Annotated in this window: 12 protein-coding genes; 9 read left to right on the top strand and 3 right to left on the bottom strand. The window is 56.4% G+C overall.

All coding sequences use genetic code 11. The annotated features are described in order from the left end of the window. Nucleotides 1–19: 19 nt before the first annotated feature. Both V1475_RS19395 and V1475_RS19390 read right to left on the bottom strand, forming a co-directional pair. Nucleotides 20–1,369, bottom strand: coding sequence for a lyase family protein (locus V1475_RS19395; RefSeq protein WP_479414129.1), 1,350 nt, complete (start codon nt 1,367–1,369; stop codon nt 20–22). Nucleotides 1,370–1,419: 50 nt separating this feature from the next. Continuing rightward, nucleotides 1,420–2,121: a hypothetical protein gene (locus V1475_RS19390; RefSeq protein WP_479414128.1), complete on the bottom strand. Its 702-nt coding sequence runs from the start codon at nt 2,119–2,121 to the stop codon at nt 1,420–1,422. A gap of 255 nt (nt 2,122–2,376) precedes the next feature. Here V1475_RS19390 and V1475_RS19385 point away from each other — a divergent pair, with 255 nt between their 5' ends. Further along, nucleotides 2,377–3,396 (top strand): glycoside hydrolase family 3 N-terminal domain-containing protein, encoded by a 1,020-nt coding sequence (locus tag V1475_RS19385; RefSeq protein WP_479414127.1) that lies wholly within the window; start codon nt 2,377–2,379, stop codon nt 3,394–3,396. A gap of 103 nt (nt 3,397–3,499) precedes the next feature. Here V1475_RS19385 and V1475_RS19380 read toward each other — a convergent pair whose 3' ends face one another. After that, complete coding sequence (locus V1475_RS19380; RefSeq protein WP_479414126.1) at nt 3,500–4,303, bottom strand: helix-turn-helix domain-containing protein; 804 nt, start codon at nt 4,301–4,303, stop codon at nt 3,500–3,502. Nucleotides 4,304–4,369: 66 nt separating this feature from the next. Between V1475_RS19380 and V1475_RS19375 the strand changes: the two genes are divergently transcribed. The 8 genes from V1475_RS19375 to V1475_RS19340 all read left to right on the top strand — a co-directional run bounded on the left by V1475_RS19375 (nt 4,370) and on the right by V1475_RS19340 (nt 14,385). Further along, complete coding sequence (locus V1475_RS19375; RefSeq protein WP_479414125.1) at nt 4,370–6,289, top strand: thiamine pyrophosphate-binding protein; 1,920 nt, start codon at nt 4,370–4,372, stop codon at nt 6,287–6,289. A 79-nt stretch (nt 6,290–6,368) separates the two neighbouring features. Next, nucleotides 6,369–7,679, top strand: a complete 1,311-nt coding sequence (gene hisD, locus V1475_RS19370; RefSeq protein ID WP_479414124.1) for a histidinol dehydrogenase — start codon at nt 6,369–6,371, stop codon at nt 7,677–7,679. A 207-nt stretch (nt 7,680–7,886) separates the two neighbouring features. Next, nucleotides 7,887–9,011, top strand: coding sequence for an ABC transporter substrate-binding protein (locus tag V1475_RS19365; protein ID WP_479414123.1), 1,125 nt, complete (start codon nt 7,887–7,889; stop codon nt 9,009–9,011). A gap of 68 nt (nt 9,012–9,079) precedes the next feature. Continuing rightward, nucleotides 9,080–10,018, top strand: a complete 939-nt coding sequence (locus V1475_RS19360; protein WP_479414122.1) for a carbohydrate ABC transporter permease — start codon at nt 9,080–9,082, stop codon at nt 10,016–10,018. Next, nucleotides 10,008–10,880, top strand: a complete 873-nt coding sequence (locus tag V1475_RS19355) for a carbohydrate ABC transporter permease (RefSeq protein ID WP_479414121.1) — start codon at nt 10,008–10,010, stop codon at nt 10,878–10,880. Before V1475_RS19360 ends, V1475_RS19355 begins: the two co-directional genes overlap by 11 nt. Before the next feature lie 4 nt (nt 10,881–10,884). Beyond that, a complete protein-coding gene (locus V1475_RS19350; RefSeq protein ID WP_479414120.1) occupies nt 10,885–11,973 on the top strand; it encodes an ABC transporter ATP-binding protein in 1,089 nt (362 codons plus the stop codon). A 6-nt stretch (nt 11,974–11,979) separates the two neighbouring features. Next, complete coding sequence (locus V1475_RS19345; protein WP_479414119.1) at nt 11,980–13,485, top strand: GMC oxidoreductase; 1,506 nt, start codon at nt 11,980–11,982, stop codon at nt 13,483–13,485. Nucleotides 13,486–13,509: 24 nt separating this feature from the next. Next, the gene (locus tag V1475_RS19340; RefSeq protein ID WP_479414118.1) at nt 13,510–14,385 is read left to right on the top strand and encodes an alpha/beta hydrolase; all 876 of its coding nucleotides are present in this window, start codon (nt 13,510–13,512) and stop codon (nt 14,383–14,385) included. Nucleotides 14,386–14,640 lie beyond the last annotated feature (255 nt).

Below are 14,640 nucleotides of genomic sequence, written 5' to 3'. Positions count from 1 at the left end.
GGGGAGGGGCGCATGTCTGTCATTCCTTGGATGTATTCGCAAGGAGCTGTGTGAGATCTTCGCCGGCATTGAAACGGTCGAGAAGCGGCTGTCCGATCTTCTCGCCATACAACGCAAAAATTCCGGCGCGTAACGTATCGGGATGTGTGAGGTTGCGGTGACATGCCTCCCGGTTCGCCGTGAGCCCTGCAACGCACCGGTCTGCGAGAAGTTGCGCTGCATTCTCCAACATCGTGAGATTGTTTAGCAAGTGATACGCAATCAGCGGTTCAAATGCATTGCGTTGCAACTGGCCCGCTTCGCTCGCGAGCCCGATCGTTACATCTGTGCCGATGATATGAAAAGCCACCTGATTGACCATTTCCGGTATCACAGGATTGATTTTGCCAATAACATGCGGCGATCCGGTCTGCACAGGCGGAATGACAATTTCACCAAATCCGCCTTGCGCCCCGCTTGCCAGCAATCGGAGATCATTACAGATTTTCGAGAGTGAAACCGCCACACTGCGTAACAGACCTGAAAATTTGACAAGGTCGTTGCTGTTCCAGGCCGCGCTGGCCGGGTGATGGGCAGGACCAAGATCCAATCCCGTTATTTCCGCAAGCTCAAGAATAACGGCGTCCGCGAATTCGGGTTTGGCAGAGAGGCTTGTGCCTGCAATTGGGCCACCAATGTTCAGAGCGGACAGGGCGCTGGACATGGGAGCAATGCCCTCGGCCTCTAAGAGGATGGCATCCGAAAAGGCGGCGAATTCCTCTTCAAGCGTCATCGGGACCGCATCTTGCAGATGGGTTCTCCCGATTTTCAATATGCCGCGAAACGCTTTTGCGCGCTCGTCGAAGGCGTTCGCAAGTCTTTGCAGGACAGTGTTGAGTCGTGGCGCACCAAGAAGAAGCGCCACCCGCAAAGCCGCGTTGTGAACATCGGTGGTCGATTGCGAGCGATTTACGTCTTTGACCGGATGCAGATGTTTGTAGTCGCCGCAGGCATAGCCCATCAACTCCAGCCCGCGGTTCGCGACCACTTCGTTGATGTTCATATGCGATGAGGTTCCGCCCCCTCCCTCGAAGACATCGACGATAAAATGCGCACGATGTTGACCGGAGATGAGTTCATCGCAAACACGACCGATAATCTCGGCTTTCTCAGGGGAGAGACCCGCGACACGTGCGTTGGCCTGAGCGGCTGCCTTCTTGATCTGCGCCATTGCCGAGACTAGCGACGAAAGTGTGCCGATGTTGCGCCCGGAAACCACAAAGTTTTCGGACGCACGCAGAGAATTGATGCCATAGAGTGCCTCGCCTGGCAGGCGACGCTCCCCGAGTTCGTCGTTTTCTGTACGCGACCAGGTTTCAATCTGTGGCATGTGTTCACTCCGTATGACGGCCTGGATTACGGACCAGGCAACTACAAACTTCAGGACGTTGTAATCGGGTGAAGCTCGATGGCCAGCCAGACGCAGTCGGTGTCGGCATAGTAGCGGTGCCACGGATACGTCCATTCGTTCGGACCGGTCACGCGGCAGAACGGATCGTGAGAGAAGCCGATCGACATGGGCATGTCTTCATAGAGTGTGGCTTCATCGTTTTCGTGGAATTTCTGCATCCGTCCGACACCGTGAATCTGGGTGTGAACTTCCAGGAAGGGGTGCTCGTTGTGAATGAAGCAATCGGTATCGCCGGGGGACCACCACAGGTTGATCTTCAACTCAAAGTCTTGCGTTTCTTCAGATTGTGCGCGTTCATTGGTGAAGAACTTGGCATCGGTGCTGACGATCCCGAGGGTGTCCTGCGCGGAGATATAAAGAGGCGTGTCACGGGGGAAGCTACGGATACGGTTGCCAAGCCAGTCCCAGCCACGGAACACACATCCGCCCAAATTGGTCGCTTTGCGCACCTTGATCAAGGCCGCGCGCTCGCCCGACTTGATAACACCGCCTTTGAGCCAGGTCGATTTCCAAGGCGGAATGATCGCCGGATCTTTGTCGCCGGTGACCATCGGCTTCGGTGAGAGATTCACGACAACGGCGTCTTCGACCTTGTAATCGGTCGGGTTTTCAACGAGCTGAGCGGCGATGAATTCGTCGGCGAAAGCCAGATCACGAACAGTGTTTTGCATGGGTACAGTCCTTTAAAAGGGGTCTTTGAGCCGAGAAAAACATGGAATCGGGGACTGTACCATTGCGCGAAAAGCTAATTTTCGACGCAATGTGACGCACTTTTGAGAGGTGCTGCCGCAAAAGACATCGCAATGTATTAACAGGGATTGACGCTTGTTGGTGTCAGAAAAGCCTCATCTTGTTGCATAACCGCTTGTTGCATAACCGCACAAAATCATGAACCAATATGCATCTAGGCCGCCAGAGAGTTCGATATGACCTACACCGTGACCCAAGACGCCCACGCCGTTCTCTTCCCTGCGTTTGACGGGCTTGTGCTCAGCGATGCGTTGCGCAGCTATCTTGACCAGGGCGGTGTCTCGATTCTTATTGGCGAGAGCCGGGACGAATATGTTGCCAGATGCATGTCCGACACGCGGCGCGGACAGGAAAGGGCAGACAGCTTTCTCCAGGTGACCCAGGAGGCCCGGCGTCGCGCGGGCGTTCTTCTTGCCGCAGTGGATCAAGAGCTCGGCGGCATCTGCCGGCTCCACGATCTCGTTCCGCAGTTCCCGCCGCGTTCACAATTGTCCCGCGTCCCTGCGGAGTTGATCTTCGAACGCGCCAGGAGCGTTGCTGAAATGGCAGCGAGCCTCGGCATCAATTTGTTTCTGTCGCCGGTTCTGGACGTCTTGGATGGGGAAAACGTCTGGCTGGCCGGGCGCACATGGTCGCAAGATCCCAAGGTGGTCGCGCAGGTGTCGTCGGCCTATATCAGAGGTGTACGCGCGGGGAAAGTTGCGGCGACCGCCAAGCATTTCCCAGGATTCCGATCGACGACGGGCGATCCGGCAATCGACGCAGCGGCGCAATCCCTGACGTCTTTGGACGTTATCGAAGCTGGGCTACTGCCTTTCCGGGCCGCTATCTCCGAAGGGGTGGATGTGGTTATGGTCGGCCCGGCCATCGTTCGCGCGATTGATCCGGAGCGACCGGCCTTGCGATCGGAAAAGATCGTTGGAATGTTGAAAGGGCAACTCGGGTTCAAAGGGTTGGTCATGGCTGATGATCTCGATGCCAAAGCGACGATGCTGGATGATAGCCTTGAAAGGGTGGCCATCGATGCGCTGAATGCTGGTTGCGATTTGCTGTTGCTGGCGGATATCGGCACGCAAGTTCCTGATCTTGCGAAGAGCCTTGTGAGGGCTGCCGAACGGGGACAGATTTCGCGTGAAGCTTTGGCAAAATCGGCCGCAAAGGTACGGGGGCTTGCTGCGGCGTTTTCCGCGCCATAGGCGAACCTCAAAGACGACGCGCCAACGCTGCGCAAGGGCGCCCTGCAGGACCGGTTGATGCAGCGGGGTAGGGTGTTTTGCCATGTGATCAGAGTGGTTGGAATCAGGAAGGTTTGATCATATCCGGACTTTCGCCCAAATAATCGCGGGCTTCCCGTGGAATAGACGGATCATTCATATCGAGTGCGGACGCTGTTTCAAGCTCAGCACGGGTCAGCAGACCGGGCTTTCGATAATGGAGCACAGCGCGCGTCGCGAACGGTTGCCGGAACATTGTAGCGGCCACGCCACTGACGATCCCGAAGAGAAAGCGTTTCGAGCTGCGCTGAACGCTCGAAAAGATGCCGAATGTGAATTCATTTCGCTGCACCGTTTCGAAATCGATCGTGAATACCCTATCATCGAGAATAAATGAAAACCCATGGTATTTAAAGATATAGGCTGTGCGTGACGGGTTCTCATAACTCGGAAACCGTTCGATATAATAATGGTTGAGGAAATCGCCATTGCGATAGATGCAAAAAGACGATCTCAGAATCCGGCGGGTATATATCGACGAATACTGATAACGGTCGTAGCAGCCAAGATAATCCCCCATCTCGATCTTGTTTGAGATTGCTGCGGTTTCCAGAAATCGGATCACCTGAGGAGATTTTCGGAGATAGTCGAGCGCTTCAAAGAAATTTCCGTCCACCAGCGCCAGAAACCGGTCGTGATCTTCGAACAGGAGTTCCGGGCTCAGTCCAAAATAATTCGCGATCAGACGCACATTGCCACCCGAAGGCATGTGACGGCCCGAGAGATACTTGTTGAATTGTTGACGGTTGATCCCGATCTTTCGGCAGACTTGCGAGATGGAGGCTTCACGATCGCACAAAAGGCGCAGATTCGCGGCGAACTTATCCATTCTATTCCGGTAGGGGGCGGCGGGGTCGGTATTCATTGTACGGACTTTCGCAGGGTGTGCGTCAGATTGCGCAAGTTATCTTCTAAATGCGAAATTGTTCGAGAGACGTCAAGTTGGCAATCTTTCCCAATCCAAATTTTAATTGCCGCTTACAAGCAGCGGCTCAGTAAAACGGGGAAGTCCATGAAGCTAACTGGTGGTCAAGTTGTAGCGCGCGCGCTCAAAGAATACGGGGTCGAATATGTCGCTGGCGTTCCGGGCCACGGTATCTGGGCGCTGTTCGATGCGTTTCTTGAAGAGGGTTCCGAGATCCCGTTCATCCAAGTGATGCACGAACAAAGTGCGGTTCACATGGCCGATGGCTATTACCGTGCCTGCGGCAAACCGATGGCGTGTTCCACTTCGGTCGGTCCCGGCGCTACCAACACGATCATCGGTCTGGCGACCGCATATGCGGACTCGACGTCGGTCTTTTACGTTTCCGGGTCCCCGCAGACCTACATGCAAGGTCACGGTACCATGCAGGAACTCGAGCGTCAGCAGGACAACGCGTTCCCGCGGATCACCGAGCAGGTGACCAAGCGTGCATGGCAAGCCCACTCGACCAAAGTCCTTCCGACGATCATGCACCGCGCATTCAACGAGATGATGACCGGTCGTCCGGGTCCGGTTCACGTTGAAGTTCCGATGGACGTTCAGGTCGAAGCTGACGAAGTCACGATTCACCCGCTTGAAAAGCGTCTGCCCACCGGCATTGCGCATCCGGATCCGGAAGCCATCAAAGCCGCTGCGAAAGTGTTGCTCGGTGCGAAACGCCCGGTCATCGTTGCCGGCGGTGGCGCAATCACTGCGAACGCCTCGAAAGAACTCACTGCCCTCGCAAAGAAACTTGGCGCTGCTGTGTCGATCACCTGGAACGGTAAAGGTGCGATCTCTGAAGACAACGCGCTCTTCATCGGCGCTGTGGGTCAAACCGGCACGACCTGTGGTAACGAAATCACCGCATCTGCCGACGTGGTCATTTCCGTTGGCTGCCGCTTCACCGACTGGTCCGCATCTTCCTATGCCAAAGGCGTGTCCTTCAGCTTCCCTCCGGGCAAACTGATCCACATCGACCTCGATCCGCGCGAAATCGGCAAAACCTACCCGACCGAAGTTGGTATCGTTGCAGACGCCAAAATCGCGCTTCAGAAACTGCTCGAAGAAATCTCCGACGAAGATGCAGCCAAACTGGTTGCTTCGAACGCGGATTTCCTCGCAGAAGTTGAAGAAGCGAAAGCAAAGTGGCGCAAACTAGTTGAGCCGCGCGAACTCAGCACGGAAACCCCGTTCACCTCGCAGCGCCCGTTGGTCGCCCTGCGCAAGGTTCTGCCGCGCGACGGTATCGTGGTTGCCGGTTCCGGCAACACCCAGGGCTCTGTGAAGCAGAGCTTCCAGGTCTTCGAACCGCGCACGCACCTGACCTCCGGCTCCTATTCGCCGATGGGCTGGGCTGTGCCTGCCGCAATGGGCGCCAAGCTCGCATGCCCGGATCGCAAAGTTGTCGCGATTGTTGGCGACGGTGACTTCATGATGTCGCTCCCGGAAATGGGCACGGCTGTCATGAACGGCATCAACGTTGTCTTCCTCGTGCTCAACAACCAAGGCTATATGTCGATCCGCGGTGGTCAGCGTAAGTTCATGGGGCGTCACATTGCCTCTGAATTCAACAACCACGCTGGCAATGGCGAACCGTATTCCGCAGAGATTGCAGAAACGGCGAAGGCCTTCGGTCTGAAAGCCTGGAAGGTTGAGAAAGACGAAGATCTCGAGAGCACTCTCGAAGAGGCCATCAACACCGACGGCCCGACCCTCGTAGAAGTCATCGTCTCGCGCGACGCGGCTGGTCCGTTCGCTACGGGTTGGTGGGATTTCCCGTCGCCGGACTACTACGAGAAAGAACAGGAAGCTTACGCGGAAATGCGCGCAAAAGAGCAGATGCTCTAAGCGACCGCGTTTTAGTCAAACCTTCATCGAAACTTCAGGGTGCATCGCTGTGCGATGCACCTAATAAGGAAGCTATACCATGATCCGTCATATTAAGACCGCCCGACTTGTTAATGGGGATCAAACGGACCCCGCCGTTACCGAAGCCGTAGAAGGCTTGCTGGCTAAAGTCGCGGAAGGTGGCGATAAGGCCATTCGCGAACTCAGCGTGCGCTTCGATGGCCTCGATCGCGAGAGCTACCGTCTGACGGATCAGGAGATCCGTGCCTGCATTGATAACCTCACCGAACAGGAGCGGCTCGATCTTGATTTTGCCCAAGATCAGGTGCGCAACTTCGCCCAGGCTCAACTTGGCACGATGAGTGATCTCGAGGTTGAAACCCTTCCCGGCGTTATCCTTGGGCACAAAAACGTTCCAATCGCGAACGTGGGGTGCTACGTTCCAGGCGGCAAATATCCGCTCCTCGCGTCTGCGCACATGACGGTCCTCACTGCTAAGGTTGCGGGCTGTGATCGTGTGATCACCTGCGCACCGCCGTTCAAAGGCAAGATCGCTGAGAAAATTGTTGCTGCGCAAGCCCTTGCAGGCGCGGATGAGATCTACTGTCTCGGCGGCGTTCAGGCGATTGCGGCTATGGCTTATGGCACGGAAACGATCAACCCTGTCGACATGCTGGCAGGCCCCGGAAACGCCTACGTCGCAGAGGCGAAGCGGTTGCTCTTCGGGAAAGTCGGCATCGACCTGTTCGCCGGTCCGACGGAAACTCTGGTCATTGCCGATGACACGGTGGATGGCGAGATCTGTGCAACCGATCTCCTGGGTCAAGCCGAGCATGGCGTGAACTCGCCCGCTATTCTCGTGACCAACTCTGAGAAACTCGCACGGGAAACGCTGGCCGAAATCGAACGCCTGCTCAAGATCCTTCCGACAGCAGAAGTTGCGGCCAAATCCTGGGAAGATTATGGTGAGATCATTCTGTGTGATACCGTGGACGAAATGGTTGCCGAAGGCGACCGGATCGCATCCGAGCACGTTCAGGTCATGACCGAGGATCCGGATTATTTCCTCGAAAACATGAAGAATTACGGTGCGCTGTTCCTCGGCGCGCGAACCAACGTTGCCTTTGGCGACAAGGTGATTGGGACCAACCACACCCTACCGACCCTGCGTGCAGCGCGCTACACTGGCGGTCTTTGGGTCGGCAAGTTCCTGAAAACCTGTACCTATCAAAAAGTTCTGACCGATGAGGCCTCCGCAAAGATCGGCGCCTATGGGTCCCGGCTCTGTCACATGGAAGGTTTTGTCGGTCATGCCGAGCAAGCAAATATCCGTGTCCGTCGCTATGGCAAGAAAAACGTCCCATACGGTGGTGCTGCTTCGGCCGACTGAACAAGCAACGCGTAAATTGGCCCCGCGCAACTAAAAGTGGGCCATACTCTCTTTCAAAGCAAACAACAGGGAAACTAAGAGATGAAATTTAAATCCGTACTTCTGGCGAGCGCACTCGCACTGCCTTTGCCCGCAGTGGCTCAGGACCAAGGTTCAATCGAAGTCTTGCACCATTGGGTCTCCGAAAGCGAAGTTGCTGCTCTCAACGTGATCCGCAACAAACTTGCAGAAGAAGGTTTCGGCTGGGAAGACAGCGCCGTTGGCGGCATGTCTGGCGCGAACGCGACCCAGGCACTGCGTACCCGCCTCGCTTCGGGCAACCCTCCGGGCGCGATGCAGTTTCTCGGCTTTGAAGGCCAGAACTGGTTCGCCGAAGGCGTGGTCCGCGATTTCGCTGACGTTGCGAATGAAAACGGCTGGTTCGACGCCATCGCACCGCAGGTTCGTGAATTCGTGACGTCGGATGACAGCTTCTTTGCAATGCCGATCAACATGCACCGCCAAAACTGGGTCTGGGCCAACAAAAAAGTCTTCGACGAGAATGGCCTGACTGTCCCGGCAACTTGGGCAGATCTGATTGCCATGGGGCCGACCCTGAAAGAGGCCGGTATCGTACCGCTGGCCACTGGCGATGAAGCCTGGCAAATCCAGTTGATTTTCGATGCGCTCGTCACCGACCTTAACGGCCCGGATTTCTACCGCAAAGCTGTAGTCGATCTTGACCCCGAAGCGCTTGCAAGCCCGGAAATGGTCAAAGTTTTCGACACGCTACGCGAAGTGCGCGGTCTGGTCGACGACGGATTCGTCGGCCGCGACTGGGCGGTTGCCACCGGCATGGTCGCATCCGGTGAAGCCGCGATGCAGGTGCACGGCGACTGGGCAAAGGGCGAGTTCCTTGCCCACGGACTGGTTGAAGGCGAAGATTTCCTCTGCTTTGCCACGCCGAGCGAGACACCGAGCTATCTGTTCCTGATCGACAGCTTCGGCGCTTTCGAAACGCGGGACAAGAAAGTCACCGCCGCGCAAGACGCACTGGCAAAGGCCATTATGGACCCGGAAGTTCAGCGCGAATTCAACAAGATCAAAGGGTCGATCCCGGCACGTTCCGACGTTTCGGTCGAAGGTTTTGACTCCTGTGGTGTAAAAGCCTTTGAAGATCGTGAAGCCGCTGTTGAAAACGGTGCCATGCTCGGCGCGTTGACCCATGGTTTCGCGAGTCAGCCGCAATTTGCCGGCGTGTTCAGCGATGTGGTTGGCACGTTCTTTGTCACTGACATGACGTCGCAAGATGCGGTGGACATGCTGGTTAACGGCATCGCAAACGCGATGTAACGTGCGCAGACCGGAACGTCTTCCTCCCCTGCGTTCCGGTCTGCCTTGTCCCACGGTAAGGAGACACCATGCCCCAAACTTCCCGTACACCCGCCTCAGGAATCGATCCGGATCGTACCGCCGTTTCCTTTAAGACCCGTCTCGCCAACTGGCTGCCGCGTCTCGTGTTGGCGCCCAGTTTTCTTGCTGTGCTCATCGGTGTTTACGTATTCATCGCCTGGACACTCTGGATTTCGTTTTCCTCGTCCTCGATGTTGCCGCGTTACGATTTCATCGGCTTCGACCAATATGTCCGCCTGTGGAACACTCCGCGCTGGCACACCGCCGTTATCAACCTGTTCCTGTTCACCTTCCTGTTCCTGACAATTACCATTGCACTTGGTCTGCTGATGGCAATTCTTCTGGATCAGAATGTCCGCGCCGAAGGTGCACTCAGAACAATCTATCTCTACCCGATGGCGCTGTCCTTCATCGTTACAGGGACCGCGTGGAAATGGGTATTGAACCCCGATCTCGGCATCGAAAAGGTGGTGCAATCCTGGGGGTGGGAAAACTTTGCCTTCGACTGGATCACACGACCAGATTTTGCAATCTACTGCGTCGTAATCGCCGCGGTTTGGCAATCCACCGGTTTTGCTATGGCGATCTTTCTTGCGGGTCTTCGTGGTATTGACAACTCGATCATCAAGGCTGCTCAGATTGAGGGGGCATCCCTGCCGCGCATCTACATGAGCATCATCGTGCCGCTTCTGCGTCCGGCGTTTCTCAGCGTGATCGTTCTCTTGTCCTACATCTCGATCAAGAGCTTCGATCTTGTGCTTGCCCTGACCAACACCGGTCCGGGGGGCTCGACGGAAATGCCCTCGACTTTCATGTTCGCCTATACCTTCCAGCGCAACCAGATGGGTGTTGGTGCAGCCAGCGCGATCATGATGCTGATGACCGTCGCCGCGATCATCATTCCCTATCTTTACTCTGAACTCCGGGAGGATGCTAATGGCCACTAAGTCGCTTGCCCGCCAGCGCGCCCTAGGACGTATCTTCATCTATGGTGCTTTGATTCTCCTGGCGCTCTATTACCTCATGCCGCTCTGGGTCATGATCACGACATCGCTGAAACCGCTCGACGAAATCTATTCGGGCTCCTTCATCGGTCTCCCCCAAAGCGTCACCTTCGAGGCTTGGAAAAAGGCTTGGTCCGGAGCCTGTATCGGTACGGAATGCACCGGGTTGAAACCCTACTTCGTAAATTCCATCCTGTTGGTGGTTCCTGCTGTGCTTATGTCGACCGGACTTGGCGCCTTGAACGGTTATGTTCTGACAAAATGGCGCTTCAAAGGTGCAAACCTGGTCTTTGGCATGATGCTTTTCGGTTGTTTCCTGCCTTATCAGGCTGTGATCCTGCCCATGGCACAGGTGCTGGGACGACTTGGCCTGTCCGGCTCAATTCCGGGGTTGATCCTCGTTCACACGGTTTACGGCATCTGCTTTACCAGCCTGTTTTTCCGGAACTACTTTGTCACCATTCCGGATGAACTTACCAAGGCGGCACAGATCGACGGAGCCGGGTTCTTCCGTATCTTTTTCTCGATCATGCTGCCCGCAGCGCTGCCGATCATCGTTGTGAGCTGTATCTGGCAATTCACCCAGATCTGGAATGACTTCCTCTTCGGTGTGTCCTTTACCGCCGGCGCCGATACCCCGATCACGGTGGCGCTCAACAACATCGTCAACGTCACCACAGGCCGCAAACAATATAACGTCGACATGGCTTCGGCGATGATTGCGGCAATACCTACTTTGCTCGTCTATGTCATCGCCGGTCGCTATTTCGTGCGCGGCCTGACTGCCGGCGCCGTGAAAGGATAATTCAATGGCAACTCTCGATATCAACCGCGTCCGCAAATCTTACGGCAAACATGAGGTTCTCAAAGAGGTTAATATCTCAGTGGGAGACGGGGATTTCCTTGTTCTTCTGGGACCGTCGGGCTGCGGCAAATCCACTTTGCTCAATATCATCGCGGGTCTTGAGGAGATCACAGATGGTGAGGTTCTGATCGGCAATCGCGTCGTCAATGACCTGTCGCCAAAGGACCGCGACATTGCCATGGTGTTTCAGAGCTATGCGCTCTATCCCACTATGACCGTGCGCCAGAATATCGAATTCGGTATGAAAATTCGGGGCATTCCGGCTGCAGAGCGGACGAAGGCCACCGAAGCTGCCGCCGAAATGCTGCAAATGTCGGCGCTGCTGGATCGCAAACCAAGCCAGCTTTCCGGCGGTCAGCGTCAGCGTGTTGCCATGGGCCGTGCCATCGTGCGTCATCCCGAGCTGTTCCTCTTCGACGAGCCGCTCTCGAACCTCGATGCCAAACTTCGTGTCGATATGCGCACGGAAATCAAGCGTTTGCACCAACGTCTCGGCGCGACGATCGTTTACGTGACCCATGACCAGATCGAGGCGATGACGCTGGCCACGAAGGTCGCCGTGATGAAGGACGGCATCGTCCAGCACTTCGGCGCACCGCAGGAGGTCTATGACCGTCCTGCCAATACCTACGTCGCGCGTTTCGTGGGCTCTCCGGCCATGAACATCATCCCGGGACGTCTGCTGAGTTCGGATGGTGCGGCAACTGTGGCATTCGATACACCGCAAGGTGAAGCGCTCATTTCCGGCGTGCCGCTTTCGGTCGAAACACGTGAGCGTTTCGCGGGGCGTGATGTTCTCGTTGGTGTCCGTCCGGAACATTTCTCACTGGATGCATCCGGTGTGGTGCCGATCGGGGTCGACATCGTCGAACCGACCGGGCCGGACACACTCGTCGTCTTCTCTGCGGGGGGCACCGAAGTGGTCGCACGTCTTGATCCGGTCGCGTTGGGGATTGGCGATGAAGTGCGTTTCGCCGTGAAGTCTGATAAAGTCGTGCTCTTCGATCCCGAAACAGAGACCCGGCTGGATTAACCGGACGTGGACGCGGATCTGATCATTGTCGGCTCTGGGGTTGGCGGTGCGTCGCTTGCGGCTGCACTTGCACCCTCGGGCTTACGCATCCTGATCGTCGAAAAGGGGCAACATCTGCTCGATTGCCCCGAAGCACGTGACGACAAGGCGATCTTTCTGCGTGGGCATTTCGCGCCGACCGAACAATGGATGGGCGCGGACGGCACTCCCTTTGTTGCCGGAAACTACTATGCCGTTGGCGGAAATTCGAAGTTTTACGGTGCGGTCATGTACCGATACCGAGAAGCCGATTTCCGCCCGCGTCAGCATTTCGAAGGCACAACGCCCGGCTGGCCGTTGGACTATGCAGAACTGGCGCCGTGGTACGATGCGGCCGAAACGCTGTTTCGTGTGCGCGGAAAAGCCGGGGAGGACCCGACGGAACCTCCCAGAAAAGGTCCTTATGCCTGGCCAGCGGTTCCGGATGAGCCAGTGATGAGAGAGGTCCGTCGAAGGTTGCAGGCGGCTGGTGGGCATCCCGCCTCGCTTCCTCTTGCCATCGACATCGACGCCTGGCTCGCTCAGGGCCAGACCGGCTGGGATGCCTTTCCGAATACCGGATCTGGCAAGATCGATGCTGAAACGGGTCCGCTCAATGATGCGCTCGCATATGACACAGTGCGCCTCATGACTGGTGCGGAGGTCATCCGGCTGGAGACCGACGCTGCAGGCGAATGCATCACGGCGGTTGTGGTGCGCAAGACAGATGGCGAAGAGCAGGTGCTTAAATCCCGAGGTGTTGCGCTCGCTGCCGGTGCGATTCAGTCGGCGGCGCTTTTGCTCAAGTCGGCAAATGCCGCGCATCCGACGGGTCTGGCCAATGGCTCCGATCAGGTCGGACGGAATTTCATGAACCACAACAGTTCCGCAATGTTGACGTTCAATCCTTTGCTACGCAATACGAGCGTTTATCAAAAGACCCTGAGTCTGAACGACTTTTATGACTCCGACCCGGAGGAAGGTGCGCCACTGGGCAATGTTCAGGGCCTGGGCCGGATCACTGCGGCAGTTCTGAAGTCGAATATGCGCTGGTTGCCGATGCCGCTTGCACGGCTTCTGGCCGCTTATGCTTTTGGCTGGTTCCTGCAAAGCGAGGATTTGCCCGATCCCGAGAGCCGCGTCATGTGGCGGGATGGCCGGATCGTGATCCAGTGGCAGCGCAGCAACATGCGGGCACACAAAACCCTGATCGCCCGCACCCGTGCTTTGATGCGCAAGGCCGGTTTCCCGATCGTCCTTACTCATACCTTCGGTGTGCGCACCACATCGCACCAATGTGGTACGGCCAGACTGGGGCGCGATCCGAAAACTTCGGTGGTGTCGCCTGAACTGCAGAGCCACCAGATTAGAAATCTGTGGATCACAGACGCTTCCGTTCTGCCAACCTCAGCCGCCGTCAATCCGGCGCTGACGATCAGCGCGCTCGCTCTGCGCGCCGCAGAGGCGATCAGAGCGACTATAAAAATAAAATAACACATCACCAACAGGAGAAAACAAATGAAATTTAGTCTTGCCGCACTTGCGTTCTGCATTGCGTCTCCGGTTCTGGCCGGAGAAACGGATATCCAGATCGCGAGTGGAAACAACACACTCGCTGCAACTCTCAACCTGCCCGAAGACAGCGCGCGTCCGCCCGTCGTACTGATGTTGCACGGGTTTACAGGCCAGCGCCAAGAGTTCGCAACGCCCGAAGACAATACGGAGCTTTTTGTCTTTCTTGCCGACAAACTCGCGGAAGTTGGAATAGCTTCCCTCCGAATCGACTTTGCCGGTTCAGGGGAAAGCACCGGAAACTGGTCGGAAACAACGTTCAGCGGGCAGATTGCGGATGCTCTGGCGGCGTTCGATCATCTCCAGGCACGCGAAGATGTCGACACCGGACAGATCGGTATTCTTGGCTATAGTCAGGGTGGTCTCGTCGGTGCGCATTTGGCCGGTGCGCGACCGGAGGCGGCCGCAACCATGCTATGGGCGCCTGTGACCAATCCGCTGCGGACCTATGCAGGTCTGCTGGGTGCGGAGACCGTGGAAACGGCATTGACAGCAGCACCTGAGACGCCCTTTACTGCGGCGCTGTCCTGGGGAGGCGAGACCACATTGAATGCGAGCTTCTTCCACGATCTGGTGACGGTCGATCCGGCGGGAGCAATCGCATCTTATGGCGGGCCTCTTGCCGTCGTTGTTGGACTTCAGGAAACCATTGTGACGCCACAGCCTGCGGCTGGGCAGATCCTGCTTGATTATCACAAGGGTGAAGAAGCCCTCATCAAGATCAACAGTGATCACGATTGGGGCTGGGGAACTTCAAAAGACATCGTGGAGACTGAATTGGCGCCCGTGACCGTTGATTGGTTCCAGGCGCATTTCGAGTAATCCCTCATCCATTTTTTGATATTTCGGCTCGCTGAAGGGCGGGCCGATTGAGATGTCGCGACGCCCAAATTCCAAAACGACCGCTGCCGTTCCGTTCATGCAGAGAACCTCGAAGGGACCTGCTGTTTCATACCTGCCAAGATGAGCGCCTTACGGGTCATGCCGTTGTCGACGTGAGCATGACATGCCCAAGGGCATCTGATGCTGAACTTGGTGGCGACGCCGAAAGACGAGGGCCTTCTCAACGCAGAGCTG

Source organism: Celeribacter sp. SCSIO 80838 (genome assembly GCF_056498065.1).
Note: the sequence above shows the minus strand (reverse complement) of the source record. Positions and strands in the feature narration are given on the sequence as shown.